Annotated in this window: 21 protein-coding genes and 1 pseudogene; 15 read left to right on the forward strand and 7 right to left on the reverse strand. The window is 63.6% G+C overall.

Translation table 11 applies throughout. The features are described 5' to 3' along the window. Window positions 1-113: 113 nt before the first annotated feature. The 8 genes from VIM12_RS14420 to VIM12_RS14455 all read left to right on the forward strand — a co-directional run bounded on the left by VIM12_RS14420 (window position 114) and on the right by VIM12_RS14455 (window position 9,799). Window positions 114-2,807 carry a bifunctional diguanylate cyclase/phosphodiesterase gene (locus VIM12_RS14420; RefSeq protein ID WP_331942356.1) on the forward strand — a complete coding sequence of 898 codons (2,694 nt, stop codon included), beginning with the start codon at window positions 114-116 and terminating at the stop codon, window positions 2,805-2,807. Window positions 2,808-3,202: 395 nt separating this feature from the next. Continuing rightward, complete coding sequence (locus VIM12_RS14425; protein ID WP_331942357.1) at window positions 3,203-3,907, forward strand: FMN-dependent NADH-azoreductase; 705 nt, start codon at window positions 3,203-3,205, stop codon at window positions 3,905-3,907. A gap of 430 nt (window positions 3,908-4,337) precedes the next feature. Then, on the forward strand, window positions 4,338-5,249 hold the full coding sequence (locus VIM12_RS14430; RefSeq protein ID WP_331942358.1) for a LysR substrate-binding domain-containing protein: 912 nt from the start codon (window positions 4,338-4,340) through the stop codon (window positions 5,247-5,249). A 235-nt stretch (window positions 5,250-5,484) separates the two neighbouring features. Then, the gene (locus VIM12_RS14435) at window positions 5,485-5,922 is read left to right on the forward strand and encodes a hypothetical protein (RefSeq protein WP_331942359.1); all 438 of its coding nucleotides are present in this window, start codon (window positions 5,485-5,487) and stop codon (window positions 5,920-5,922) included. A gap of 95 nt (window positions 5,923-6,017) precedes the next feature. Further along, entirely contained in the window at window positions 6,018-6,482 is a 465-nt protein-coding gene (locus VIM12_RS14440; RefSeq protein WP_331942518.1) for a carboxymuconolactone decarboxylase family protein, read from the forward strand. Window positions 6,483-7,185: 703 nt separating this feature from the next. Next, window positions 7,186-8,838, forward strand: a complete 1,653-nt coding sequence (locus VIM12_RS14445; RefSeq protein WP_331942360.1) for a hypothetical protein — start codon at window positions 7,186-7,188, stop codon at window positions 8,836-8,838. Then, window positions 8,835-9,410, forward strand: a complete 576-nt coding sequence (locus tag VIM12_RS14450; protein WP_331942361.1) for a hypothetical protein — start codon at window positions 8,835-8,837, stop codon at window positions 9,408-9,410. The genes VIM12_RS14445 and VIM12_RS14450 overlap by 4 nt, the downstream gene beginning before the upstream one ends. 17 nt (window positions 9,411-9,427) lie before the next feature. Continuing rightward, on the forward strand, window positions 9,428-9,799 hold the full coding sequence (locus tag VIM12_RS14455; protein ID WP_331942362.1) for a hypothetical protein: 372 nt from the start codon (window positions 9,428-9,430) through the stop codon (window positions 9,797-9,799). A 196-nt stretch (window positions 9,800-9,995) separates the two neighbouring features. Here VIM12_RS14455 and VIM12_RS14460 read toward each other — a convergent pair whose 3' ends face one another. From VIM12_RS14460 to VIM12_RS14470, 3 genes are read right to left on the reverse strand one after another with little or no spacing between them, the layout of a single operon-like run. After that, the gene (locus VIM12_RS14460; RefSeq protein WP_331942519.1) at window positions 9,996-10,565 is read right to left on the reverse strand and encodes a YceI family protein; all 570 of its coding nucleotides are present in this window, start codon (window positions 10,563-10,565) and stop codon (window positions 9,996-9,998) included. A gap of 43 nt (window positions 10,566-10,608) precedes the next feature. After that, a complete protein-coding gene (locus tag VIM12_RS14465) occupies window positions 10,609-11,169 on the reverse strand; it encodes a YceI family protein (protein ID WP_331942363.1) in 561 nt (186 codons plus the stop codon). A gap of 28 nt (window positions 11,170-11,197) precedes the next feature. Further along, window positions 11,198-11,779: a cytochrome b gene (locus VIM12_RS14470; protein ID WP_331942364.1), complete on the reverse strand. Its 582-nt coding sequence runs from the start codon at window positions 11,777-11,779 to the stop codon at window positions 11,198-11,200. Between the two features lie 128 nt (window positions 11,780-11,907). Between VIM12_RS14470 and VIM12_RS14475 the strand changes: the two genes are divergently transcribed. Next, window positions 11,908-12,852: a LysR family transcriptional regulator gene (locus VIM12_RS14475; protein WP_331942365.1), complete on the forward strand. Its 945-nt coding sequence runs from the start codon at window positions 11,908-11,910 to the stop codon at window positions 12,850-12,852. Window positions 12,853-13,015: 163 nt separating this feature from the next. Here the strand turns inward: VIM12_RS14475 and VIM12_RS14480 are convergent, their stop codons facing one another. Continuing rightward, the gene (locus tag VIM12_RS14480; RefSeq protein ID WP_331942366.1) at window positions 13,016-13,951 is read right to left on the reverse strand and encodes a MerR family transcriptional regulator; all 936 of its coding nucleotides are present in this window, start codon (window positions 13,949-13,951) and stop codon (window positions 13,016-13,018) included. Between VIM12_RS14480 and VIM12_RS14485 the strand changes: the two genes are divergently transcribed. After that, on the forward strand, window positions 13,952-15,679 hold the full coding sequence (locus tag VIM12_RS14485) for a methyl-accepting chemotaxis protein (RefSeq protein WP_331942367.1): 1,728 nt from the start codon (window positions 13,952-13,954) through the stop codon (window positions 15,677-15,679). A 459-nt stretch (window positions 15,680-16,138) separates the two neighbouring features. Here the strand turns inward: VIM12_RS14485 and pbpG are convergent. Further along, window positions 16,139-17,263 (reverse strand): annotated as a pseudogene (gene pbpG, locus VIM12_RS14490) (D-alanyl-D-alanine endopeptidase). A gap of 305 nt (window positions 17,264-17,568) precedes the next feature. On the opposite strand from pbpG, the gene VIM12_RS14495 reads away from it, so the two are divergent. Further along, window positions 17,569-18,978: a sodium:alanine symporter family protein gene (locus VIM12_RS14495; RefSeq protein WP_331942368.1), complete on the forward strand. Its 1,410-nt coding sequence runs from the start codon at window positions 17,569-17,571 to the stop codon at window positions 18,976-18,978. Window positions 18,979-19,731: 753 nt separating this feature from the next. Here the strand turns inward: VIM12_RS14495 and VIM12_RS14500 are convergent. Continuing rightward, window positions 19,732-20,640, reverse strand: coding sequence for a LysR family transcriptional regulator (locus VIM12_RS14500; protein ID WP_331942369.1), 909 nt, complete (start codon window positions 20,638-20,640; stop codon window positions 19,732-19,734). A 115-nt stretch (window positions 20,641-20,755) separates the two neighbouring features. On the opposite strand from VIM12_RS14500, the gene VIM12_RS14505 reads away from it, so the two are divergent. The 3 genes from VIM12_RS14505 (at window position 20,756) to VIM12_RS14515 (ending at window position 23,452) form a co-directional block, all read left to right on the forward strand. Beyond that, window positions 20,756-21,745 (forward strand): 3-hydroxyacyl-CoA dehydrogenase family protein, encoded by a 990-nt coding sequence (locus VIM12_RS14505; protein WP_331942370.1) that lies wholly within the window; start codon window positions 20,756-20,758, stop codon window positions 21,743-21,745. Window positions 21,746-21,766: 21 nt separating this feature from the next. Further along, window positions 21,767-22,423, forward strand: coding sequence for an aspartate/glutamate racemase family protein (locus VIM12_RS14510; protein ID WP_331942371.1), 657 nt, complete (start codon window positions 21,767-21,769; stop codon window positions 22,421-22,423). A 63-nt stretch (window positions 22,424-22,486) separates the two neighbouring features. Beyond that, window positions 22,487-23,452, forward strand: a complete 966-nt coding sequence (locus VIM12_RS14515; protein WP_331942372.1) for a tripartite tricarboxylate transporter substrate binding protein — start codon at window positions 22,487-22,489, stop codon at window positions 23,450-23,452. A 231-nt stretch (window positions 23,453-23,683) separates the two neighbouring features. Here VIM12_RS14515 and VIM12_RS14520 read toward each other — a convergent pair whose 3' ends face one another. Then, entirely contained in the window at window positions 23,684-24,547 is an 864-nt protein-coding gene (locus VIM12_RS14520; protein ID WP_331942373.1) for an isocitrate lyase/phosphoenolpyruvate mutase family protein, read from the reverse strand. 280 nt (window positions 24,548-24,827) lie between these two features. Here VIM12_RS14520 and VIM12_RS14525 point away from each other — a divergent pair, with 280 nt between their 5' ends. Beyond that, window positions 24,828-25,766: a LysR substrate-binding domain-containing protein gene (locus tag VIM12_RS14525; protein ID WP_331942375.1), complete on the forward strand. Its 939-nt coding sequence runs from the start codon at window positions 24,828-24,830 to the stop codon at window positions 25,764-25,766. Window positions 25,767-25,831 lie beyond the last annotated feature (65 nt).

Below are 25,831 nucleotides of genomic sequence, written 5' to 3' on the forward strand. Positions count from 1 at the left end.
ATTGCATGCCCCCGCCATGCCTGGGTTCCTCGACCATTCCAGCATTAAATCAACGGGACAAGAACTTCAGGGCAGTCAGGACCATCTAGAATGAACGACAGGTGGTGGTGACCATGCGTAACGTGACCGCAAGAGGGATGCTTCGCCGGGATGTCTTGCTGATCCTGATCTGGCCCGTGCTTGCCCTCGCCCTGTCGATCTTCATCTGGCTGTACACGGAAGGCGAGGTGCGCGAGGGCAGAGCGCGTGCGGAAGCGCAGATCCAGGAAACGGCCACGGACGCCGCGCATGCGTACGCGCAACAGCTCGGCCACATGATCGAGCATATCGACCAGATCACATTGCGCCTGAAGTCGAGTTGGGAAGAACCGGGTACGACAGTCAACCTGGAGAGGGACCGCGCGCTGGGACTTTTTCCGGACAACCGCCCGCTCTATGCCAGCATTTTCGACCGAGACGGAGAGCTGGTGTCCAGTACAGTCCCGTCGCCGCTCGGCCGCAACATCAGTTCGCTCGATCTTTTTTCCATCCTCCGCGATCGCTGCTGCCTCGGGCTGACTATTCTTCCCACGAGCGAAGGAATCACATTGGACAGGCCGGTCATCCGGTTTGCGCGCAGGCTCGAGCGAAGCAACGGCGGTTTCGACGGCATCGCGCTGGTGTCGGTGGAGCCGAGACATCTCGTGATCTTCCAGCAGAACGCGGTCCGGGGCCGCCATGACTTTGTGTCCGTACGGCTTCTCGCCGGGCCACTGATCGCAACCAAGGCTCCCGGGGCCGGCGGCGACTTCAATGCGACATTCTTCCGGACGCATCCAAACTATGCGGAGGATGAGGGCTTCAGGCAGGAAGGCGCCGATGTCTTTCTCGACGGCTTGTCCCGCTATGTGGCCTGGCGGCGTCTTGAAGCCTATCCGCTGGTCGCCCTGATCGGCTTGTCGACAGGCGACGCGCTGCGTTCCTACCAGGGGCAGGTCACGGCCAGGCGCAGGACTGCGACATTCGCGACCCTGCTCGTATTCGCCCTGGCAGCGGCGGCCTCGACGATCACAGCAAGGGGAACGCGACGACGCAGGCAAGCCGAAGAGACGCAGGAAACCTATCGGCTCGCGACCGACGCCGCCAACGAGGGCTTCTGCATGCTTCGGCCTCTCCTGGGCAAGAACGGCGCGGTCGAGGATTTCCGGCTGGAAGACTGCAACAATCGCGCGGCGGCACTGATGGGGAAGACCAGGCAGGCCATGATCGGACTGCGCGTCTCGGCGATAGAGCCTGCCTGGTACGCGCAGGACCTCGTGCGATTGTGCAGGACGGCGATGCAGCGAGGCTACCTGGAGGAGGAGGTACGCGTTGCCCCCAACACGCCGATCCATGCGCGCTGGATTTTCAGGCGGTTGATCCGCTCGCCCGCCGGGCTGGCGCTCACGGTACGCGACATTACGGAGGAGAAGGAGCAGGCGCAGGCGCTGGCACACCTGGCCAACAACGACGCCCTCACCAAGCTGCCGAACCGCCACTGGCTCAACAACTTCCTCCCCAGCGAGATCAAGCGTGTCGCCCGGCAGGACCGGCGCCTCGCCATCCTGTTCATCGACCTGGACAACTTCAAGTACGTCAACGATACGCTGGGGCACGAAGCCGGGGATGAACTGCTGGTGCAGGCGGCGCAACGACTGAGCGACACGGTGCGCGCCAGCGACAAGGTGGCCCGTCTGGGCGGCGACGAGTTCGTGGTGATCCTCGAGTACATCGACGCGGTGGAGAACGTCGCCAGGGTTGCAGGTGCCATCATCGCGAGCATCTGCCGGCCATTCGCGCTGTCCGCTGGAACGGGCAGCGATATCAATGCCTCCATCGGCATCAGCCTGTTCCCCGAGCACGGCCGGGACGCGGAAAACCTGCTCAAGCACGCCGATATCGCGATGTATGCCGCCAAGGCGGCCGGCAAGGGGCGCTTCGCCTTCTACCATCCGCATCTTTCCGATACGCTCATCCTGCGGCTCAGCAAGGAGCGCGCGCTGCGCGAGGCGGTCGAGCAGGAGGAATTCGTGGTGCACTATCAGCCGCGCGTCGGCCTCGCCACGGGCGTGCTCACCAGTATGGAAGCGCTGGTGCGCTGGGTCCGGCCGGGGCAGGACCTCGTGTACCCGGGTGCGTTCATCGACGTGGCGGAGGACATGGGGCTGATCGTGCGGCTCGGCGAACTGGTGATCGACAAGGTAGGCGCGCAGATCGCCGCCTGGAAGGCGGAGGGACTGCCGCTCGTGCCGATCTCCGTCAATGTATCGCCGCAGCAGCTCAAGTCCGGCACGGTGAGCGCCTACATCGAGCGATGCCTCGCGCGGCATGGCATCGCACCGGAATGGCTGGAAGTGGAGCTGACGGAATCAGCGGTGATCGACCGCAGTGCCGTGGTCAACAGGGAGCTGGCGGCATTGCGGACGATGGGCGTCAAGCTGATGATCGACGACTTTGGCACCGGCTATTCATCGATGGCGCAGCTGCATCGCCTGGACGTCGATGTGCTCAAGGTCGACAAGGCCTTCACCACCGCACTGTCCGAGGGAGAGGAGGGCAGGCTGCTGTTCACCGCCATCATGTCGATGGCCAGCGCCCTCAACATGTGCGTCGTCGCCGAAGGCGTGGAAACCGGGGAGCAGCTGGGAGCGCTGCGGCGTCTCTCCTGCGACGAGATCCAGGGACATCTGGTGTCGGAGGCGGTTGCCCCCGAACTGGTGAAACCGCTCCTGGAGAAGCGCGTCCTGCTGCCGCGGCCGAGCGGACCGGGGAGGGTCGTGCCTGCCTAGCGCGGGCGACTCGGCCACCGACGCAGTGCAGGTCCATGCCCGCAAAGCCGCCTGGCTTCCATGCATTGAAGTGCTGCTTCATGCCTCTGTTCCATGGGCATCGACTGTCCCTTGGTCCGTCGACGCTACCGCAGACCGGGGTCAGTAGCGACCTCGGGACAATCCCGCTCGTTTCCGGCGGTGGCGTCGCTGCGGCCATGTACGCGCCGCCTTCGAGGCCCGTGGTACGCAAGAAAAACTCATCCCGATGCCGAGGATAAAACGTTTGTCCGGGCCGACGTGGGCATCTACGATGAGAACTCGCGCCTGAGCCCGGCTATCGCGTCCGACGTTTCGGACCGGGCCCCTCCGAAACGCGCTCAGGCGAACCTGTACGAACCCAGCACGAAAGCGCCATGACAACCATCCTGCACATCGATTCGAGCGCCCGCCAGGGAACGTCGCGAGAGAGCCGCTCCGGATCGCACTCACGCCGACTCTCATCGCGATTCATTCAGCAATGGCGGCTTGCCCGCCCCGACGACGACGTGGTGTACCGGGACGTCGGGGCGAATCCACCCAGGCCCGTGTCCGGGGAATGGATACACGCGGCCTTCACCAAACCGGAACAGCGGGAACCGTGGATGCAGGCAGTGCTTTCCGAAAGTGACGCACTGGTGAAGGAGCTTCTGGCCGCCGACCTGATCGTTGCCGGCGTGCCGATGTACAACTTCAATGTCCCCGCCCAGTTCAAGGCATACATCGACAACATCGTGCGCGTCGGCCAGACGTTCGGGTTTGACAGAAATCGGGAAGGCGAACCGTATTGGCCGATGCTGTCCGGGCAGAACAAGCGCCTCGTCATCCTCACGTCCCGGGGCGACTACGGATACGATCCGGGTGAACGCATCCATCACATGAATCACGTGGAGCGGTCGATCAAGACCGCGTTCGCCTACATCGGCATCACGGAAGTGCATTCCGTCGCGGTCGAGTACGACGAATTCGCCGATACCCGGCTGCAGGCGTCCATCGAGACGGCCGAGGCCGCGGTGGACACGCTCGTCATGCAGCTGGCTGCGCTCGGGCCAGCGCCTTCGCGGGTCGCGCGCGTGGCATGAATTTGCCTCGGGCGCCTGCAACCGGCAAGGGTCCACGCCGCTGCCGGAAGCCTTGCCGCCGCCATGCGCGCGATTGCGCCGTGACTCTCATCATGACCGCGTTTCCATGGCCAGGAAGGCGCCGGCGCACTTGCTGCGCGATGAGCGGCGGACTCACACCTGAGATGGCGTGAGGAGATCGGCATCGCCGTCGGCGCCCGGTTCCATCGGGGCCGCCCAGGAAGCCGGCTGCGCTGACGGGCGTTCTGCCCGCCAGCGCTTCTCCATTCCGACTTAAAATGCCGTGGTGTTTCCCTGGCACGCACGCCACTGCAATCCGTTCCATATGGACGCAGCGCGAGCGTGGTGCCTTTCCTGATGCGTTAGCGCGGTGACGGCGCGCCCGTACTGCTCACCATGCGTATCGTCCATGACCTGTAGGGATTTGCAGATGGCGCCACGTCGACAGATGCCACCGCTGAATGCGCTGCGTGCGTTCGAAGCCGCTGCACGCCACCTCAGCTTCAAGGAGGCGGCCCGGGAACTGCATGTCACGCCGACTGCCGTCAGTCATCAGATCCGGCATCTGGAAGAACTGGTGGGCATGAAACTCTTTGACCGGTCGCCTCGCGCGATTGCGCTCACGGCGGCCGGCGAACGATTCTTCCCGGTGTTGCGCGACGGGTTCGACCGGATCGCCCAGTCCGTTGCAGACCTGCAGCGTGAAGGCGACACGGCAACAATTTCGGTCACCCCCGCATTCGCGGCCATGGTGCTGATACCCCGGTTGTCGGCGTTCAGGGAGCGCTATCCCGGCATCGCCTTGACGGTCGACGCAAGCGAGCGGCTGGCAGACTTGCGCAAGTCGGAGGCGGATATCGCGGTACGCTACGGCCCGGGCCGGCCGACGCCTTTGTCGGAGGAGATTCTCTTTTCCGACCGCTACATTGTCGTCGCCTCGCCGGAATGGCTGGGGGATTGTGAATTGCCCGTCGCCGCGGGCACCATCGCGGCAAGTCAACTGCTGGGTTACGACTGGAAGAACGCGGCCCTGCATGGACCGGACTGGGGCGCCTGGGCGGACCTCGCCGGCGTGTCACGGCACGAGGTCGCCAGGACCATCGTGTTCAGCGAAGAAAGTCACGCCATCCAGGCAGCGGTCGACGGCGCCGGCGTCGCGCTGGTCAGCTCGCTGCTCGTCGCCCGGCATCTCCGCAGTGGCCAGCTGTTGCAGCTGCACCCGCTCAGCCTGCCGGGCTTCTCCTACCGTGCGATGTATCTGCACGATCATCCGCGGATCGATCTGCTGCGGCGAATCGTCGCATGGCTTGCGACGCTGGCGGACGACAGCCTGCAGGCTTGATCGCGAGGGACAGTCCCCCTTGTGCCTGCCGCGCCACCAGCCGCGAGCGAAAGCCATGTGGCAACAAAAATAACAGGAACGCTGTCACGGAACCGTCCCCTGGATCGTCTTGATGCTGGTGCCGGCAAGACCGGCAGGTTGGCCCAACCCTTGCCGGCATGGATGCCGTCCTCAAATCCAGGTGAACGAACCCGGCAGGACAATGGCGAGGGCAGACCGGAAACTGGAGATTCAGATGAGCGACAGATTGTCCGTACTCTTCCCGCATGAAATGGAGGCACTCCTCGCCGCCCTCCGCAGGGACGCGCGTGTGCACCTGCGGAAGGCGGAAACCATGCCCGAGGACGCGCAATACCACCTGGCGAATCTTCGGCGGATCGTAAGGGTCCTTGAGATACTCAGTCCAAAAGGCGTGCAGCGGCAGCGACAGGCACGCTGCCAGGCGAGGATGACTGCCCGAAACCAATCGTCCCGGCGGGAAGCGCCAGGCACGGAAAGCTGCGATGCTGCCGGGATGAGCGCCGAGGAGGCGCGGTACCGGGCTGCCGTCGAGGAGTTCGACCGGCTCTGGGAGACCGGTCATCCGGACCGATCGAGAGCCCGGATGGACGAACTGGCGAAAGTGATCGAGTCGTTTCAGCCAGGCCTGGAAAAGGCGCGAGGAATGGCATGATCGGCCGCGCCGGCGCCCTGTCACAAAACCGGCCCGTGGTTCGTCTTGGGAGAGAGTGCGCAAGGGGCGCGCTCGCTTCCAATGAAAGGTTTGCCATGTCTGATATCGCCCGTATTCCGTTAATGAAGCATTCGCCTGCCAATCTCAGGGCCCTGGTTGCGCTCTCTACCGCGGTAAAGCAAAGCTCGCTCGGCGAACGGCTGGTCGAGCTCATCAAGCTTCGCCTGTCGCAGATCAACGGCTGCGGCTTCTGCGTCGACATGCACTGGCGAGACCTTGTCCGCCAGGGCATGGAGCCGCGGCACCTGAATGCGCTCGCCGTCTGGCGCGAGGCGCCGTTCTTCAGTGAACGGGAACGGGCAGCACTGCGCTGGGCCGAGATCGTCAATGACCAGCCCCACAGCGACCCCAGCGACGAGGAGTTCGGATTGGTGAAGAAGTACTTCAGCGATACCGAGATCGTCGAAATCGGCTACGCGGTCGCGGCGATCAAGGGCTGGAACATGCTCAACCGTGCCCTGCGCGTCCCAATCCCGGAAGTGCCGGCGCCCGGCATGTAAAGACGACGGACGAGGCCGGAGCATGGCCCGGAAGAGCGGCAAGCGCATGGCTGCCGGCCTGGTCCTCGACGACGGCCGCTCCGTTCCTGGCGCTGCCCGATTTCTCGCGAGACTGCACATCGATTCTCGCATTTCATCGAGAAGGCCTGCATGCCGCCGGACGGGATCGGGATCGTGCGCGTAACGCCGCGATGAATGGCAGTGCAGGCGTTGCGGCCTGTGCCTCCAGTACCTCTCGCGTCAGTCCACGCAGCACCCTCTGCTTCTCGTACCACCGCCCCCCGTCCGTAAAGTGCTCGCGCATGCGAGGGGGCCGGTTTTCTTTCGCTATCACGCGATACCGCCGTCGCGTGCATGTACTTGCCGTCGGAAGGCCAGGTACTGCATACAGGCGAGATGACGCGCGCTATCCACGGCAGTGGTGCAGGTAGTCCAGGCCGGCGACGCGGCCGACACTTCACATCGTCCTGCGCCTGATGCGCCCGGCACGGCATTCGATTCGCCACGGTTCTTGCCGGCCGTCGCCGGCGATCGCGGAAGAGCAGGGTGTAGCACCATTGGCCGATCGTCGCTGAACGGCATTGCCCGACAAGCCAATCGGACTATTGACTTGTTGTTACTTCAAACTATGATGCATCAACCAAAATCATGTCCGCTTTACCGCGCAATTTACAACTTTTGACAAGAAAGGAAGGTGACGGGAATGAAGCGGCTTCGAGGGTATTTGCGTCTGGGGCATCGCGCCGTCGTCATGTTCTCCGTCCTGGCGTCGGTCAGCGGTTGCGCGGTCCTTTACAGTGAAACCCGGGACAAGCAAGGGAAGGAGCTTAAGGATGCCTACGCGAAGGTCGATCTGAAGAACCAGATCGAAATTCCGCGCAAGAACCGCGCTGCGATACTCGAGCAGCAACTGCTTGCGATCGATGCACTCGGGCGGGTGCAGCGCGATGCCATCATACGCGCCGTCGCAACCGGGACCGCGCCAGGCGATACGGTGCTGGCAAGACTGAACATGGTCTCCCGGCTTTCCGGCGCCGACACGGTCCTCGGCTCCCCCGCCGCCGACCCGGCGAGCAGCGCGCTTGCGCCGCGCACGGCACGCATCAAGTCCTACACCCCCTGGTTGACGACGATGAAATCCGTCGACGAACGGCGCCGGTATATCTCGAACACGGTTGTACCGCAGTTCGCGCTCTTTTCGCTGAATGCCCCGACCTGCGACGATCTTGCGAAGAATACCGAGGTGAAGAAGCTGCTCGATCGGTGGGTCGACGAACATGAACCTCTGCCGGCGGCTGCTTCTGCGGATTCGCCGCCGGCGGGTCCGGTACGCGCCGTGCTGCGGGTGATGGACACGCAATGCAAGCAGCTTGAAGGCCATCTCCAGTCACTGGAAAAAATGGGTCTCGGCGGCGAGCTTGGTGCGGTAGTGAAGCGCCTCGACAAGGAGCGCAACGCGCTTGAGGGATTGAGAGCCAGGACCGCTGCCCTCAGGGCCGAGGTAGAGGCTGTCATTATCGAACGGGACAAGGCGGAGAAGCAGGGCCAGGGCGAGCGCGTTCGGAAGGCGGCGGAGAAGCTGGCGGACCTGCTTCCAAAGCTGATGAAAGCGGAGGATGTCTTCTCCGTCCAGTTTCTTGCAGACAAGGAGCAGGACGCGCTGAACGCCTTCCTGGCGACGATAAGGAACACGCCTGCCGGTGAACAGCCCCCGGCCGAGTCGAGCAGGGCCGCCATGGCGCTGGTCCTGTTGCCGGACCTGTTCGACGAAACGAAGGCGCAGCTGGCCGAGGCGAACAAGGCGAGCTTGATGCCCTTGATCCTGCAGAAGGACCTGTCGAAGATCAAGTACGATGCGGCCTCCCGCGAGATCGCAACGCGGGAATTGCGGGTCGCGCTCCTGCAGCAGCAGGAAGCGTTGTTGCGCGAACAGGTTGCCAGCTTTATCGATCTCGATATGCTCGTCGCGGAAAAGCTCTCCCCGTCGCTGCTCGGCCAGCCCATGGTGGAGGTGCTCACCCCGCCCGAACTGCCCGGCGCACCGTCGCGGCCGGCCAGGGCCAAGGCGACGACGAGCGAGCAGCGCGCGGACGTGTGGAAAGCGGTCGCGCTCTACGTCGATACCGGCGTTCGAAAGGGCGGGGAATTCAAGAAGATCGCGCTCAGGCTCAATGCCCTGGACGACGAGATCCTGCTGGGATATTCGGAGGCGAACGTGGCCCAATGGAACACGCTGGTCGGCGCCAACGTAGACCAGCTCGCCGCCTTCGGCGCCGCGGGAATCAGGCCGGAGCAGATCGGCGCCTTCATCAACAGCCTGTCGCTGTTGTGGATCGGTGCAGGAGTCAACAAATGAACAACACTCGGTCAATACCCGCCGCCATCCTGACCTGCGCGCTTGCGGCATGCAGTACGCCGCAGGCGGCACTTGATCAGGCCAATCACGGTGTCGCGCTCGTATCGCAGATGGAGCTTGAGCTCAAGGCGTTCCGAAAAGCGGAAGCCCATTCGGAGAAGCTGCTGGTTGAAAGCATTGAGCGACAGCGAACGCAAGCTGTTCGGCTCGACAGGAATCTCCGTGTCGACGACCTGGCCAGGCAGGCTGCGGGCGACGCCCGCGCAGCCTACATCATCAGCAACATGACCGCGCTGGTGCAGGGACTGGCAGAAAGCGAAGCCGAGGCGATCGCCGACCAGAAGGCAATCAATGCCGCACTCGGCAAGCTCCTTCTGCCGCTGCCGAGCACCGCGGCGGCCATCACTGAAACCCAGCGCAAGTTTGCGGACATGGGGAAGGAGCTGTCCTGGTCCAAGCGCCAGGATGACCTGAAACCGCTGGCGGAGAAGGTCCGCGAATCTGTCCGGGAAAACAAGAAGAGAATCGACGAGGCCGCGAGCGCCGCTTCGCCCGACACCGCCACACCGTAACGTACTGGAGATCCGCTATGTCGACGAAACAAGACCTGCAGACAATGGGGCAGTACATGCTCAACTACCTGGCTGCGGTAGATGTACTGACCAAGGAGCAGAACTACCTTGAGGGGATATCCGGCAGTCTCCTGGGGACGCAGGCGGAACGCGCGGAGGCAGCCGGTGCGGCTGCCGTGATCGGGGCGAAGCTCCTGGAGCTGGAGTCGATACACAATACGACCGTTCTCGCGTTCCAGGGTGGGATCAAACCGCCCAGCAAGGAGATGGTGGAGAAATCGCGGGAGCTGACGGAGCAGCTGGCGCACACCATCCGACAACAGGTACGCGCAACCGTCATCCTCGGCGCTGTCACGCAGTTTGTCGCGGCCTGGGCTGCGCTGGGTTAAGCCGGGCGGTCAGGACGCCGGATCGAATTCACCGGCATCCTGGCCTGGCCGGCACCGACTTTTCCTGCAATGACGTGCATTTCACGGGAAGGGGCTTCCAGACCTCCGATGCCGGCCGCCTTCCCTGATCCCTCCACGCGCTTCTTTCCACTCAACCGTCGGGCAGCGAGGCGTGTGAGGGCACGGCACTGCGGGATTATTCCTTGATCGCTTCGATGGCGATATCGATCCGCACCTCGTCGCCGACGTTGGGCGCATACTTGCCGGCGTTGAAATCGGAGCGCTTCACCAGCGTGTACGCGTTGGCGCCGATGGCGTCCTTCTTCAGCATCGGATGCGGCATCGCCTGGAAGCTGGTGACGGTGAGCGTGACCGGCTTGGTGACACCCTTGAGCGTCAGGTTGCCTTCGATCTTCGCCGGCTTTTCACCCTCGAACACCACACGCGTGCTCTTGAAGGTCGCGGTCGGGTATTTTGCGGTGTCGAGGAAGTCCGCGCCCTGGATGTGTTCGTCGAACGTGGCGAAGCCGGTGTCGACCGAAGTGGTGTCGATGCTGATGTCGACCGAGCCCGTCTTGGCGGCGCTGTCGAACACCACTTTGCCGGATGTCTTGTTGAAGCGCGACAGCTGGGTCGAGTAGCCGAAGTGGCTGTAGGAGAAGCGCGGGTAGGTGTGGGTCGGCTCGACCACGTAGGTCTGCGGCGCGGCCAGCGCAGGGGCGGCAGCGGCAGCAAGGACAGTGGTGGCAAGGATTCGGCGAATCATGGTCATGGATGGGCTCCGGGTGAGTTGAACGAATGCGACTGGATCAGTTTGCGGCGGCGGTGATGCGGAAGTTGACGACCACGTCATTGGCGACGACGTCGAATTTCGACCAGGTGCCTTCACCGATGGCATAGTCGGCGCGGCGCAGGGCGAAGCTGCCGCTGAACACGGCGGTCTTGCCTTGTTCGGCGAAGGTGGCGGGCACCACGATGTCCCTGGCCTTGCCCTTGATGCTGAGCTGGCCGGCGACTTCATAGCGGTTGCCGCCGAGCGGCTTGACGGCGGTGGATACGAAGCGGGCCGTCGGGAAGGCCTTGCTGTTGAACCATGCCTTGTCCGCGACTTCCTGTTCGGCCTCGCCGGAGTCCAGGTCGACACTGAGAAGATCGACTTCAAAGCTGGCTTTGGCCGCGGCCGCCTTCGCCGGATCGAAGCGCAGCTGGGCGTTGAATTTCCTGAATTTCCCGTCCATCTTCACGCCCATCTGCTGATACGCGAAGGCGATGGCGCTCTTGTCCGGCTGGACCTGGGTGTATTCCGTGGCATGCGCAGCGGACGCAAGCAGCACAGGGGCGGCGAGCAGGGACACGATGGTGTGTTTCATATGCTTGGTCTTCTTGAAGAGCTGCCGGCTAGCGTCCGGGCAGCATGCGTTTCAGGACGTCGTCCCGGTCGAGGAAATGGTGCTTGAGCGCGGCGGCCACATGGGCGGCCACGGCGGCCATCAGCAGCAGGTTCAGATACCAGTGCACGGTCTGCAGCAGGTCACCCAGATCCCTGTCCTTGCCGATCAGGTCGGGCAGCGGCAGCACGCCGAACCAGACCGTCTGGAAGCCCTTGGCCGAACTCATCAGCCAGCCGCTCAGCGGAATCGCGAACAGCAGCAGGTAGAGCAGCCCATGACCGGCATGCGCGGCCAGGCGCGCGGGGCCGGACATGTGGGAGGGCAGGGCCGGCGGCCTGCGGACCAGACGCCATGCGACCCGCACGATGGCGAGCAGGAACACGGTCACCCCTGCCCATTTGTGCCAGGAATACAGCTGCAGCTTCTCCGGCGACAGGCGCAGTCCCGTCATGTAGAGGCCGATTGCAAGCAGGCCCAGCACCAGGAGAGCCATCACCCAGTGCAGGACGATCGCAGGCGTCGAGTAACGTTCTGCCGATATCCCTGGCCTGGGGACGCCGCCCCTGCGCATTCCTGCGGTGGTTCTCATTGCACTCTCCTGGGTCCGGGCATGAAGACGCTGATGCAAATTGGCAAAGCGCTAGTGTAGTGGCGAGGGCAAGGCCCGCGTTGCAGCTGGATTGACGGTAACATTCAAAAAACTTGAACAGTCGCGCAATGAAAAAGCAAAAAATTCCCTCCCCAAGGGACGTATTGACGCCCCATACCCTGGCCATGCTCCAGGCAATCTCCGAGCGGGGCAGCTTTGCGGCGGCGGCGCGCGCGCTCGGCATGGTGCCGAGCGCGCTGACCTACAGAGTGCGCCAGGTCGAGGATGCGCTCGACGTCCTGCTGTTCGACCGGCGCTCGCGCCAGGCAAAAATGACCGAGGCCGGGATCGAGCTGCTGCGCGAGGGCGGCCGACTGCTGGTGGAGATCGACGCGATGGCAAACAGGGTCAAGCGCGTCGCCACCGGCTGGGAACCGCGCTTGACCATCGCGGTGGATACCATTATCGACAGGACCACCATCCTGGAACTGTGCGAGGCCTTCTTCGCGATGCAGCCGCCCACGCAGCTGCGTCTACGCCATGAAACCTTGTCCGGCACGCTCGATGCGCTGACCTCCGGCCAGGCCGACCTGGCCCTCGGCGTGATGGCGGAAGCGGCGACGACGGCCGGCCTGCAGGCGCGCCCGCTCGGTGCGCCACGGTTCGTGTTTGCGGTCGCGCCGCATCACCCGCTGGCGCAGGAAGCGGAGCCGCTGAGCGACCTGGCGATCGTCAAGCATCGGATGGTTGCCGTCGCTGATTCCATCTCGCGAGGCAGCGGCATGACGCTGGGCCTGCTGCGGGAGCAGGATGTGCTGACGGTCGCGTCGATGGACGCCAAGCTTGAGGCGCAGCTGCGCGGATTGGGCGCCGGCTTCCTGCCGGCGGGCCTAGCGGCGCCCCATGTCAGGACGGGACGCCTGGTCGTCAAGCGGGTCGAGCGCGCAGAACGCGAGCTGCAGCTGAGCTATGCATGGCGAAAGAGCGGCAGCTCGCCCCCCGGGCGGGCACTGCAATGGTGGCTGCAGCAGTGCGAAAACCCGGCGACGCGGGAGGCCTTGTTGCGTAGCTAGGCTGAAACGGTGTGAACATGGCGATGTCGCCCCGTCCGTTCGCGTCTTCTCGTGGTGTATTCGGGAGTCAATCATTCCGCCATTTCTGGCCGGGATCCGGCGTATTCAGCTGTATGCGGCGGAATCAATCGACATCTGCCCTCGCCAATGCTGGCGGTGCACCTCAACGCGGTGAAAGCGCATGCCGCTTGCGCCATTCCTGAATGGCGTCACAAGCAGCGTCCAGGGTCTGGAATAGGCGTACTCCCCGCGGCACCTTGTCCAGTCCAACTACGCCGGCCCCTCCCGCCCACAATTGCGTCTCGCCGTCCAGTTGCGATCGCAGCTGCCGGAGGATCGGAACAATGCTCTTCTTCGGAAAAGAGGTGCTGAAGGACAGCCCGACAATTTGCGTGTGGTAGGCACGCACTGCAGATGCAATGTCCGGCAAAGGAGACTGTGCGCCAAGGGAAATGCAGCGGGCGCCCTGCAACGTGAGCGCCACCTCAACCATCAAATTGCCAAGCATGTGCAATTCGCCGGGGACGGTCGTAAGCAGCACACGCGGCGAACCGAGCGGGTCGAAGGCATGCTGGAGCGCTTCCCTGATCAAGCCTTGCACGATCTCCGTGTACAGATGTTCGTCGTGTACTTCGATCCTGCCGGTCGCCCAGGCATTTCCCACCGATGCAGTCAGGCGCGGCAGGGAGGTCAGGACAAAGCTTTCCAATCCAACCCGCGTCAGCTCGGCTCTCAGGCTTTCATGCAGCCGGTTCGGGTCTCTCCTCAGCAGCAGGTCAATCAGCTGATCGCCGTTTTCCTGCGCGGCGCCGGCAACCGGTGCCGGTTGTGCCGGAAGCAGTTCACTTAGCTGTGCCTCGTCGAGCGGCACCACCGTTCCCGGCCGAAGGCCGCGGTCCAGCAGCGTCTTGATCAGCTTCAGCCTGCTCACCTGCTCCAGGGGGTACATCCGGTTCCCGAGGGCGTCGCGTTGCGGCATGGGAAAGCCATAACGGTCTTCCCATTTTCTCAATACCTCTTTTGCAATACCTGTCTCGCTCGAGACAACTGATATGGGCACCATCGCCGCTCCGAATGCGCGTTTGTCTAAGACAAACATATGTTATATTACTTTCCCCAAGGAAATAAAAGCGTTTTTACGACGCAACTGTCACCGTCAAGGCTAACTATGCACAGCACAGGATTATCGAGTCTTACCATCAAGGCGCGGGTATGTATCGGATTCGCCGTCATACTCTTGCTCATGATTGTTCTTACCGTGATTGGCGTCACCCGCGTCAATACGATTTCTGCGGGTCTGATCACCATCGGCGACGTCAACAGCGTGAAGCAACGCTACGCGATCAACTTCCGCGGCAGCGTACATGATCGGGCGATCAGCCTTCGCGACGTCACGCTCGTCGACAATGACGATGAGCTCAACAGCGCCGTGGCGGACATCACCCGCCTGACCGCCGACTACGAAAAATCGGCGGTGCTGCTTGACAAGATGTTCGGGGAGCGCGCGGACACGCGTCCCGAAGAACGCCAAATCCTGGCGGGTATCAAGGAAATCGAGGCCAGGACGCTACCACTGATTGCGAAAGTCATCGAGCTGCGCAAGGCAGGCGAGCTTGAGCAAGCAAAGGGGGTGATGCTCAAGGATGCCGCACCCGCATTCGTGGAATGGCTGGCCCGCATCAACAAGTTCATCGACCTTCAGGAAGGAATGAACCAGTCCGAGTCTGCCGCGGCCAGGGACGTCGCGAGCGGATTTCAGGCGCTGATGCTCATCATGTGCGCCGCGGCGGTGGCCACCGGTACGCTCGTCGCAACCGTCATTGTTCGGGCGATCTCGCGCGCGCTGGGTGGCGAGCCGGCCCAGGCGAGTGCAGTTGCGAAGCGCATTGCCACAGGCGACCTTGCAGTCGTGATCGAAGCCGAGGAAAGCAATCGAACAAGTGTTTTTTATGCGATGAGGGAGATGCGGGACAGCCTCCTTAAGATCGTCGCCGAAGTACGCAGCAGCACGCATGCCATATCCGCGGCAACCCATGAAATCGCGTCTGGCAACCGCAATCTGTCCTCGCGTACCGAACTGCAGGCGTCCTCGCTGCAGGAAACCGCCGCTGCAATGGACCAGCTGACGTCGACGGTGAAGCAGAATGCGGAAAATGCGCTCCAGGCCAATCATCTGGCCGTCTCTGCCGCCGCCGTCGCGCTGAAGGGCGGTGAAGTCGTTTCACAGGTGGTGGAGACAATGGAGTCGATCAACACCTCCTCCAAGAAGATCGTCGATATCATCAGCGTCATCGACGGCATCGCCTTCCAGACGAATATCCTTGCGCTCAATGCCGCGGTGGAAGCTGCACGGGCAGGCGAACAAGGGCGCGGGTTTGCGGTAGTGGCAACCGAAGTGCGCAACCTGGCGCAGCGTTCTGCGGCAGCGGCGAAGGAGATCAAGGTATTGATCCAGGACTCGGTCGGCAAGGTGGATACGGGCAGCCAGCTTGTTGCCGAAGCGGGCTCGACCATGGACGAGATCGTCAGAAGTGTGAATCGGGTGACCGACATCATGGGCGAGATCACCGCGGCGAGCCAGGAGCAGAGCGCAGGTATCGAGCAGGTCAACCGCGCCATCGGCCAGATGGATCAGGTGACCCAGCAGAACGCAGCGCTCGTGGAAGAGGCGGCCGCCGGCGCAAGCTCGCTGCAAGAGCAGGCAGGAAAGCTGGGCAGTCTCGTCGCCATCTTCAAGTTGGGCGACGACGACGCGGATCCTTCGGTCGAGACGACGTCGTTCCGGCGCGGCAGGACGGGCCTGCCTCTCGCCCTGCAGCATACATAGGCCTCGCGCCGATCCCAGTGCCAGGCGTGAATTCCCCCGTGCGCTGGACCGGCGCGGCCAATGGTGCCGGGAGCGAGGCCCGCGCCCGTGACGCTTCAACTGGCTGCCGTCATGTCTTGAACGCGCTGCGCTTGTCGGCCTGTCGCAGCTGTGCGTGCACCGAACAGTGCGGCGACATGCGTGACGAACAGGCGCGCGTTCCGGATGGGCCGGCCCCCTCGCGAGCATTCGCGCTGGCGCTTCCAAGCGGGCCATTGCAATTCACCAGCTTTCCCGACTCGGGTCATTGCTATGCACGAGCTCTCCGGCTTGCCGCGCATCGACAGGCGGAGCAAAGCAAGTCGAGAAACCGGTCTGCGTGAGTCCGATCTGGGGTCCGCCGCGACGGGTTGCAGGGGCGGTACTGCACGGCGCCCGAACGGCGCTTGCCGACAAGAGAAGTCCCGGCGAGGCGCTGCGTTACATCAATGACATGCCGCCGACCAGAAGCCAGCGGCGGATGCGATTGGCATCAGCCGCGCGCGCGTACTTGCCCTGGGAATTCAGGAGAACGATGATCAGCGGGCGTTTGTCGATGTCGACGTGCATGACAACGCAACGTCCTGCCTCGGCAATGTAGCCCGTCTTCTGGAGGTTGATGTCCCATTCCGGGTTGGCGATGAGGCGATTGGAATTCCTGTATTGAAGGGAAGGCCCGCCGGGATCGATCTCGTAAGCGCGCTGGGTTGAATACGTCCGGACCAGCGGATACTTGTACGCTTCCCGTACCAGCCTTGCGAGATCGCGCGCGTTGGACACATTGGCGCTGGAGAGGCCGGTCGGTTCCACGTAGCGCGTGTCGTGCATGCCCAGCGACAGCGCTTTGGCATTCATCGCGGCGACGAAGGTCTTGAGCCCTCCCGGGTAATGGCGGCCCAGCGCAGATGCAGCGCGATTCTCGGAGCTCATCAGCGCAATCTGCAGCATCTCCCTTCGGGCGAGCTTCGATCCGATCGGCAGGCGGGAGGACGTGTGCTTGATCCTGTCGACATCGTCCCGTGTCACGGTCAGCAGTTCATCCATTGGCTAACGGGCGTCGCGCACCACCAGCGCCGTCATGAGCTTGGTGATCGATGCAATCGGCAGCACCTCGCCGGCGTTTCTTGCATAAAGCTCATCGCCGGTTGACGGGTCGATGACGAATGCCGCTTCGGCCGACAGGCTGCGCAGTCTTCCGGGAGACGCATGCGCGCCGATGACGCGCGAGCTGCGGCGCACAGGCCTGGCGGTTTTCGTGCGGTGGGCGCGGGAGCCGGCCCTGTGGCGCGCCTGCGGCGAAATCGCCCGCTTCCGGGACAACTTGATACGTGTTCGCGCACCGGACGTTACGCGCGAGCGTTGTTGCCTCCCGGATGAGGCGCGCCGGCCTTTCAGGCGCTTGCGACCCGCCGAATTCTTCTTCACCACACTCGTTCGCTTGTCCGCCTGCCTGCGCGTGTCGTGGCCGGAGCGCGTGGATTCCTGAGCGAGCGCTGTCGGCAGACAATGAATGAGATAGAGGAAGGACAACAGAACAACGATCCACGACTTGCCAAATCTTTTCATGCCACTGCAACCTGTTTCCGAGCTTGCAGTCTAGCAAAATTCCCGTATGAAACTGGAACCCGCGGAATTGATTTGACGCAAGGTTATGCGCGTACCGACGCAGGCTGCCCTCTGTGCATCCTGCTAACCGTTGCGGTCCGGGCCAACGGACGCGCCGGCCAGCAGTTGCGGAAAGTGGGGCAACCGGGGACGAGCGATCGATGTCTTGTGGCGCCTGGGCATGGCAGCCGACCCGATCCGCTGAACCGAGAGGCGCCCGGCATTGTCCGATTTGCACATTTACCACCGACGGCGGAGGATCTGGGATGGACGACGTGATCGGCTTCATCAATGACATCTTCTGGAGCTACATCCTCATCTACGGCCTCCTGGCGATCGGACTGTTCTTCACGTTCAGGCTGGGCTTCGTTCAGTTCCGGATGTTTCCTGAAATGTTCCGCACGGTGCTGGGCCGAGGTGAGGCGGACCGCGCCGGCATCACGCCATTCCAGGCGCTGTGCACCAGCCTCGCGTCACGCGTGGGCACGGGCAATATCGCGGGTGTGGCCGTCGCGATCCACCTGGGCGGCCCCGGTGCAGTGTTCTGGATGTGGATGGTTGCGCTCGTCGGGATGGCGACCGCCTACGCGGAATCGACCCTGGCCCAGCTGTACAAGACGCGTAACGAGAACGGGGAGTACCGCGGCGGTCCGGCGTTCTACATGGCCAAGGGCCTGAACGCACCGTGGGCCGGCGTTATTTTTTCGGTTTGCCTCATCCTTGTTTTCGGTCTTGTCTTCAACGCGGTGCAGGCCAATTCGATCGCCGAGGCGATGGAAGGTGCATTCGGCGTTCCGAAACTCTGGGTAGGTTTTGCGCTGGCCGTCGCGACCGCCGTCGTCATCTTCGGCGGCATTCGGCAGGTGGCACGCGTGGCGCAGGTCGTCGTACCTTTTATGGCGCTTGCCTACCTCCTGGTAGCCCTGTATGTGGTGGCGATCAACCTGTCGGAAGTGCCGGCGACCCTCATGCACATCGTCGCAAGCGCCTTCGGCCTGGAAGCGGCCGCAGGCGGGGTGGCGGGGGCGATGCTGAACGGCGTCAAGCGCGGACTTTTCTCGAACGAGGCCGGCATGGGCTCCGCGCCCAACATCGCTGCTGTCGCGACGCCGGACCCGCACCACCCGTCCTCGCAGGGCCTGGTGCAGGCGCTCGGCGTGTTCATCGACACGCTGCTCGTCTGCACCGCCACGGCGCTGATCATTCTCCTCTCCGGTGCCATGACCCCCGGTTCGGAGCTCACCGGCACGCCGCTGACCCAGGCAGCGATGCGCGAACACATAGGCAGTGCGGGTGACTGGTTCGTGGCGGTGGCGATCCTGTTCTTCGCTTTCACGTCCATCATCGGCAACTACTCGTACGCCGAGAACGCCATGGTATTTCTCCGTCTCGGCAATCGCGTCGGCATCGCTGCGCTACGGCTCGGAACAGTGGCAATGGTGATCTGGGGTGCGTACGAAAGCGTGACGACCGTGTTCAACGCAGCAGACGCGTCGATGGGCTTGATGGCAACCGTCAACATCATTGCCATCGGCCTCCTGTCCGGCACGGTAGTGAAGCTGACTGCCGACTATACGGCGCAGCGAAAGGCCGGGAAGCGACCCGAGTTCCATCTCGCGGACTTCCCGGAACTGAAAGCCGGCGTCGACGTGGAGATTTGGTCCCGCCGTCACTGAAGTACATCGCGGCGGGCGGGAAGGCGTGCACGGGCAAGACCGGCGTTGCCGGAAACCCGGCGCCGAGGACGTCAAGAAGCTGCACACCGTCCGCGATGCGAACTGAACAGGCACGTTTCCAGCAATTGGAATGGCCCGTATCCGAGCAGGATGCCGGGCCTTTTCATTTTCGCATCAAGCGGATCAGGAACAGGACCGGGCCGTGGCTCTGGCCTGCACCCTGGCCGTCAAGCCTGTATCTATCCTTCCATTGCCGAAATCGGGATGTTGGTCTTGATTCCGGCATTCTCAAACGACTCGAGCGCGATTCCCTCCGGGTTTCGATGTCGTCGTAGCCGACGCGGGACAGCAGGTCGGCCAACAGCGCCGGCATGCTTTCGAGCGCGCCCGCGTCTATGGCGGGTCGGTGATTCCTCGACACCGAGATTCCCGGCGGTGCGGATCTCGCTGGAAGGCTGACGTTCTGCCTTTGCCATCGTGTGAATGACGAACATAATTCATATTATGTAAACTCTCGGATCTTCGCCGACCGCGCGCTTCACCCGAAATGGTCTACCACCATCGTGGTTGGGAACCCCGAGATCAATCCTCCATTGCGGGTGCTGTTCATTGCTCGGTACGCCGACAAGGTGGCGATGGGCAAGGGCTTGCTGGAGTCGGGCATGCAGGTGGTGGCCGCCCTCCTCCATGGCCGCCTACCTCAACAAGGCGCCGCGCATGGCGGAGGACGGGCGGTGAAGGATGCCGGAGCGGTCAGGACACCCAGTCGGGGACTTGTTGCCGGAGCAGCGCCAGCATCGACTCGGAGGCAGCCGACAGCGGCACAGCGCGGCGCATCACCAGCCCGATCGATCGCCGTATCGCCGGGTCGACCAGCGGGCGCCGCACGATGCCTGTGGCTCCGATGACGTCGGCGGCCATTGCCGGCAGCGCGGACACGCCCAGTCCCTCGCGCACCATGGCGCCGATCGTGGCGAGGTGGTCCACCTCGAACGCCGGATAGAAACCGACGCCGCGCTGCAGCGCGGCGGCGTCGAGGTACTGGCGGACGCTGGTATGGCGCGACATCGAGATATGCGGCGACGACAGCGTATCGGTGAATCGGACCGCACCGCGTCCGCGCGCCAGCGGATGCGAGCGCGCCATCAGCAGCACGAAGCTGTCGGTCGTCAGGGGCAGGTAGTCGAGGTCGGTATAGGCGGGATTGGCGGCCGTGAGCGCAAAGTCCACCCGCCCTTCGCGGACCAGCTCGAAGGCGGGCATGGACAAGGTGTCGATCAGCGACAGCCGGACATCGGGATACTTCTCGCCATAAGCGCGAAACAGGCGCGGGATGATGCGCGCCGCCAGCGAGGGCAAGGCCGCGATGGCCACCCGGCCGCGACGGACCTCGGCAATGTCGCGGACCGCCGTGACGGCGCGCTCGATATCGGACAGCAGCTGGTCGGCATAGGCGGCAAGCGCCTCTCCGGCCGCCGTCAGCGTCACCGTCCGCGTAGTGCGGTGAAACAGGCGGGCGCCGACCGCCTCTTCGAGCCTGCCGATGAGGGTCGACAGCGCCGACTGGGACAGATGCATCTTCTGTGCCGCCTGGCTGAAGCTCAGGTCGTTGACGACGGCGAGGAAGGCGCGGATGTCGCGGGCAGATATGTTTATCTCCATCGATTCATCTCCATCGACTTATCTTCAGAATCGATAAGTTTATAGAAAATATGTGATTCACAGATAAAAAACGGCACGACACACTCCACTGGACAGATAACCGGATGGAGAAACCATGAGCACGCCCGATGCACCAAGCGCACCGACCATGACGACAGGACTGTCGAAACCGGGGCGCGCCTGCGCGCTGGTCGTCGGGGGCGGGACGATGGGTGCGGATGTGGCGCTGGTGCTCGCGCGGGCCGGCTGTCGCACACTGGTGCTCGAACCGAACGTGTCTCGTCGCGAAATGCTGGATGCCTATTTCACGGAGGGCCTGCGTTTACTCGACGCCGGCCACAGGCGCGACCGGGTATCCGCCTGCGCCTCGCTCGACGACGTCGACTGGCCGGCGGTCGACCTGGTGATTGAGTGCATACCGGAGAAACTGGCGCCCAAGCAGGCGCTGTTTGCCGAACTGGCACGCCGTGCCCGGCCGGACACGCTCCTGTGCAGCAACAGCTCCAGTTTCCCGATCTCCGCCATTTCCGAGGGCCTGGAAACGGCGCAACGCATGCTCGGTCTGCACTTCTTCATGCCGGCGCACCTGGTGCCGCTGGTGGAAGTGGTGCTGGGACAGCGCACTTCGGACAGCCTCGCGCATTCCCTGGTGGCGTTCATGCGCGGCTGCGGCATGGTCCCCGTGCTGGTGCGCAAGGACCTGCCTGGCTTCCTTGCCAATCGCCTGCAGCATGCGATGGCCCGCGAAGCCTTCGCGATGATCGACGCCGGCGTGGCCACGCCGGAGGATGTCGACGCCGCGGTGCGCTTCGGTTTCGGCTTCCGGTTTCTCGCCGCCGGCCCCGTGCTGCAGCGCGACCATGCGGGAATCGACGTGCACTGCCCTGCCGCCGCCACCATGTATCCATCACTTGCCGCCAATACCGTCCCTGCCAGGGCGCTGACCGAGCGGCTGGAGAGCGGGCGTCTTGGCATGAAGAGCGGCGAGGGATTCTTCAAATGGACGCCAGAGAGCATCGCGGCCGAGCGCAAGCGGTATGACGATCTCCTGCGCGCCGGATTGCGCCTGCTGGCGGCCGAACTGCCGCCGATCGACGATCGATAGGCCGACTCAGGACAAGCAACCATGCCACGCATCGCCTTGATACATGCCCTGAGCCACTCGGTGGAGCCGATCAACACCGTCATGGATTGCGAGTGGCCGGAAGCCACGCGCATGAACCTGCTGGACGATTCGCTGTCGGCCGACCTGGCGTCCTCCGGACACGGCCTCGACGCGGCCATGCACCGGCGCTTCCTGGACCTGGCCGGGTATGCGGCGGGCACCGGCGCAGAGGCCATTCTGTTCACCTGCTCCGCCTTCGGGTCCTGCATCGAGGACGTCGCCAGGCACTATCCGCAGCTGCCTGTCCTGAAACCCAACGAGGCGATGATTGCCGATGCGCTCCATGCCGACGGCCCGCTTGGCCTCATCGCGACATTCGCGCCTACCCTGGCGTCGATGCCGGCCGAATTTCCCGCTGGCGTGGACATCCGGTGTGCGCTTGCCGAGGGTGCGCTGGAGGCGCTCGATGCCGGCGACGTGCATCGGCATGACGCGCTGATCGCCGAACAGGCGGCGCGCCTGCACGCATCCGGATGCAGGACGATTTGCCTCGCGCAGTTCAGCATGGCCCGGGCACGGCGTGCCTGCGAGCGCATCGATAGCCGCATGCGCGTGCTGACGACCGTGCACAGCGCGGTGTTCGAGCTGAAGCGGCGCCTGGCGCAACGGAAGAATTAAGCATCGGTTTTTGTGAGGTGGTGTTTCATCAATCAGGCGTAGAAAAAAAACGAGGAGATAGACATGCTCAGGAAGGCAATGCTTGCATCGGTGCTTTTTATCCAGGCGCTCGGCGCCGCGGCGGACGATGCATACCCATCGAAGCCGATCAAGTTCGTGGTGCCGTATCCGCCGGGCGGCCCCACCGATGCGATGGCGCGGCTCATCCAGGCGCCCTTGCAGGCCAAGCTGAAGCAGCCGGTCGTCATCGACAACCGCGGCGGAGCAGGCGGCAATATCGGCAGCGATTTTGTCGCGAAATCGGCGCCGGACGGACATACGATTCTCCTCGCGGCCAGCGGCCCGATGGCCGTCAACAAGACGCTCTACAAGTCGGTCCCCTTCGACGCGCTGAAGGATTTCGCCCCTGTCATCCAGATCTCCGCCTTCCCGCTCGTGCTGGAAGTACATCCCTCGGTTCCGGTCGCCAACCTGAAACAGTTCCTTGCGCTTGCGAAGGAAAGACCGGCGGAACTGAGCTTCGCTTCAGCGGGTAACGGAACGCCCCAGCATCTGGCGGGCGAACTGTTCAACGCGGGCACGGGCACGAAGCTGCAGCACATCCCCTACAAGGGGGCCGGTCCTGCGCTCAACGACGTCGTTGGCGGCCATGTGAAAGTCATGTTCGACATCCTTGGCAGCTCGGTGCAGTTCATCAAGACCGGCAAGCTGCGCCCGATCGCGGTGACGACGGCCGAACGCAGCCCGGCCCTGCCGGATGTGCCGACGCTTGCCGAAGCAGACCTTGCAGGGTACGAGTTCTCGGCATGGCACGGCATTGTTGCCCCCGCTGCGACGCCGAGACCCGTCGTCAGCAAACTGAACCAGGCCCTCAACGAAATCTTCGCCGATCCAGAGTTCAAGAAACGGTGGGAAGAGCTGGGCACGCGCGCCGTCGGCGGCACGCCTGAAGCGTTCGGCGCGCTGATGAAGTCGGAAACGGCGAAGCTGGGCAAGCTGGTCAAGGACGTTGGCGTTACGGTCGACTGACGCGCTTGCAGGGCCGGCGTGGAGGGCTTCGGCCTGTGCCGGCACAGGCAGGAGGTGCGGACAGTCCCGGCCTCCTGCCGCGCGAGCCAATTTGTCTTGTCTGCGGTTCCTGCCGCGGTCGCCTGATACCGCGCATGATGGCTGTCGTCCTGCCGTCGAATTCCGTTCACGGCACTGCGACGCGGGATGGAAAAGCGGCGTGAAGCGTGCGTGAGGATGGGCGGATGCGATCTACAAGCCAGCGTCGCCGCTGTTCGCGGCGGGCCTGGCACAATATTCGGCGAACAATTCGTTCAGCATCTTGCCGCTGACGGCCCGCTCTGCAAACCGGAAAGTCCCCTGCTCCCTGAGTTCGTCCACCGAGGCCAGAAATGCGGCGAACGCAGCCCGCGCCAGCGCCGCACCGACACTGATCCGCCTGACGCCGACCGCGGACAGGGCACTGACACTGATTTTCACGCCGGGGAAACCCATGATGACATTGACCGGCCGATCGACCGATTTCACCACGGTGGCAATGTCGTCGAGCGTGCGCAAGCCGGGCGCAAACAGCACATCTGCACCCGCCTCCTGGTAGCCCTGCAGTCGGCGAATCGTATCCTGCAGATCCGGGCGGCCGGCGACAAAGTTCTCGCACCGGGCGGTCAGCATGAAGGGAAACGGCAGCGCATGGGCCGCTTCCGCTGCCGCTCTCACCCGTTCCACCGCCAGTTCGTAGGCGAATAGCCCATCCGTGCCGTCGTTGCGGGAGTCTTCGATCGATCCGCCAACGACGCCCGCAGCTGCGGCCAGGCGTATCGTCCGGGCCGTGTCGTCGGGACTTGTGCCGAAGCCGTTCTCGAGGTCTGCGCTGACGGGCAGCGTGGTGGCGGAAACAAGCTCGCGCAGATGTTCGATCGTTCGCTCGCGTCCGATACCGTTGTCCGGTTTTCCCTGGAAGTAGGCGTAGCCGGCGCTGGTCGACGCGATGGCTGCGAAGCCCTTGAGTTCAAGCAGGCGCGCGGTTCCGGCCGACCAGGCGTTGGGGATGAGGAAGGCCTGCGGAAGCGCATGGAGCGCCTGGAAACGTACCGCCTTGTCTCGCTGCGTGTGCATGGCAGATCCTTTCATGTCGTTCGGACAGTTGAGCACATCGCCCTCTCCCGCCATGGCGGCGCCAATGCCCTAGTCTACCGAAGCGGCGGACCCGCGCCGATTGAGAAATCGGCATCCGATGCATGCGTTCTACGCATTCGTCAGTGCCGGCCGCGCGCAATGCAAGCGACGACGTATCCAAGCATTGACATGCGTTGGATGCATGGCTATAACTGGTTGCAGGTAGTACAAAATGCGGCCATCGCATTCCCTCAACGCATGTCACACATCAGGAAAGCGCATGCAACTCACTTCACTGCCACCCCTCGATGCCCTCCGCGGTTTCATCGCCGCGGCGAGGCGCAAGAGCATCACGCAGGCAGCCGAGGATCTCTGCCTCACGCAGTCGGCGGTCAGCCGGCAGATACAAAGCCTCGAAGAGCGTTTCGGGACGCCGCTGTTCGTGCGCAAGCACCGGTCCATCGTGCTGACTGACGCGGGAGAAGAGCTGTACAAGATCACGCTTCCGTGGCTGGAGAAGCTGGCCGAGTTCACGCAGAGGATCAGGGCCGAGCCGGCGTCGCGGCCGGTCACGATCTCGGCGAGCATCGGCGTCGCCGCCTTGTGGCTGTTGCCCAGACTAGGGGCGTTTCAGGCCTTGCACCCCGAAGTGGACGTGCGGCTGGCGGCGAACAACCGCCTCCAGGATCTCGAGCGGGAAGGCATCGATCTTGCAATCCGATACTGCCCGGCGGTCCAGGCGCCGCACGGCGCCATCCGGCTGTTCGATGAAGTCGTCGTGCCGGTTGCCTGTCCCGCGATCGCCGCGCGGGCTTTCCAGGACCGCAACAAGCTGCTGGAACAGACCCTGCTGGAACTCGACGAGAGCGGCCGGCCGTGGCTGAAGTGGCAGGCCTGGATGCGCGAACGGAATTTCAGGAAGTTCAAGCCCAAGGGCTATCTGCATTTCAACCAGTATGACCAGCTGATTCAGGCCGCACTCGAGGGCCACGGGGTGGCGCTGGGACGAACCGCCCTGGTGGAGCCACTGGTGCGCAGCGGCCGGCTCGTGGCGTTTGCAGGCGAAGAGCAGGCAGTACCCGAGTACGGCTACTGGCTGGTGGATACGGTCGAGCGCGAGCGGCCCGACGTCAAGTTGTTCAGGCAATGGCTGATTGCGGAGCTGAACCTGGACGATGACCTGCCCGCCAGACCGGCCATGAATGCCGCGCATGGATAGGACGCAGAAAATGCGGTTGTGACACGGGAGCGCTCGCCAGATACTGGGTTGCATGCGACGCGCCA

Origin of the sequence: Noviherbaspirillum sp., from assembly GCF_036563305.1 — a bacterium.
In the GTDB taxonomy this organism is placed as follows: Bacteria; Pseudomonadota; Gammaproteobacteria; order Burkholderiales; family Burkholderiaceae_D; genus Noviherbaspirillum.

What these genes read in the sequence shown, in the direction of transcription:
- VIM12_RS14510 (WP_331942371.1), top strand. Translation starts at nt 21,767, where the DNA reads ATGCCACGCATCGCCTTGATACATGCCCTGAGCCACTCGGTGGAGCCG.
- VIM12_RS14465 (WP_331942363.1), bottom strand. Translation starts at nt 11,169, where the DNA reads ATGAAACACACCATCGTGTCCCTGCTCGCCGCCCCTGTGCTGCTTGCG.
- VIM12_RS14435 (WP_331942359.1), top strand. Translation starts at nt 5,485, where the DNA reads ATGAGCGACAGATTGTCCGTACTCTTCCCGCATGAAATGGAGGCACTC.
- VIM12_RS14455 (WP_331942362.1), top strand. Translation starts at nt 9,428, where the DNA reads ATGTCGACGAAACAAGACCTGCAGACAATGGGGCAGTACATGCTCAAC.
- VIM12_RS14440 (WP_331942518.1), top strand. Translation starts at nt 6,018, where the DNA reads ATGTCTGATATCGCCCGTATTCCGTTAATGAAGCATTCGCCTGCCAAT.
- VIM12_RS14480 (WP_331942366.1), bottom strand. Translation starts at nt 13,951, where the DNA reads ATGTTTGTCTTAGACAAACGCGCATTCGGAGCGGCGATGGTGCCCATA.
- VIM12_RS14485 (WP_331942367.1), top strand. Translation starts at nt 13,952, where the DNA reads ATGTTATATTACTTTCCCCAAGGAAATAAAAGCGTTTTTACGACGCAA.
- VIM12_RS14525 (WP_331942375.1), top strand. Translation starts at nt 24,828, where the DNA reads ATGCAACTCACTTCACTGCCACCCCTCGATGCCCTCCGCGGTTTCATC.
- VIM12_RS14505 (WP_331942370.1), top strand. Translation starts at nt 20,756, where the DNA reads ATGAGCACGCCCGATGCACCAAGCGCACCGACCATGACGACAGGACTG.
- VIM12_RS14475 (WP_331942365.1), top strand. Translation starts at nt 11,908, where the DNA reads ATGAAAAAGCAAAAAATTCCCTCCCCAAGGGACGTATTGACGCCCCAT.
- VIM12_RS14445 (WP_331942360.1), top strand. Translation starts at nt 7,186, where the DNA reads ATGAAGCGGCTTCGAGGGTATTTGCGTCTGGGGCATCGCGCCGTCGTC.
- VIM12_RS14520 (WP_331942373.1), bottom strand. Translation starts at nt 24,547, where the DNA reads ATGCACACGCAGCGAGACAAGGCGGTACGTTTCCAGGCGCTCCATGCG.
- VIM12_RS14425 (WP_331942357.1), top strand. Translation starts at nt 3,203, where the DNA reads ATGACAACCATCCTGCACATCGATTCGAGCGCCCGCCAGGGAACGTCG.
- VIM12_RS14495 (WP_331942368.1), top strand. Translation starts at nt 17,569, where the DNA reads ATGGACGACGTGATCGGCTTCATCAATGACATCTTCTGGAGCTACATC.
- VIM12_RS14430 (WP_331942358.1), top strand. Translation starts at nt 4,338, where the DNA reads ATGGCGCCACGTCGACAGATGCCACCGCTGAATGCGCTGCGTGCGTTC.
- VIM12_RS14470 (WP_331942364.1), bottom strand. Translation starts at nt 11,779, where the DNA reads ATGAGAACCACCGCAGGAATGCGCAGGGGCGGCGTCCCCAGGCCAGGG.
- VIM12_RS14515 (WP_331942372.1), top strand. Translation starts at nt 22,487, where the DNA reads ATGCTCAGGAAGGCAATGCTTGCATCGGTGCTTTTTATCCAGGCGCTC.
- VIM12_RS14460 (WP_331942519.1), bottom strand. Translation starts at nt 10,565, where the DNA reads ATGATTCGCCGAATCCTTGCCACCACTGTCCTTGCTGCCGCTGCCGCC.
- VIM12_RS14450 (WP_331942361.1), top strand. Translation starts at nt 8,835, where the DNA reads ATGAACAACACTCGGTCAATACCCGCCGCCATCCTGACCTGCGCGCTT.
- VIM12_RS14420 (WP_331942356.1), top strand. Translation starts at nt 114, where the DNA reads ATGCGTAACGTGACCGCAAGAGGGATGCTTCGCCGGGATGTCTTGCTG.
- VIM12_RS14500 (WP_331942369.1), bottom strand. Translation starts at nt 20,640, where the DNA reads ATGGAGATAAACATATCTGCCCGCGACATCCGCGCCTTCCTCGCCGTC.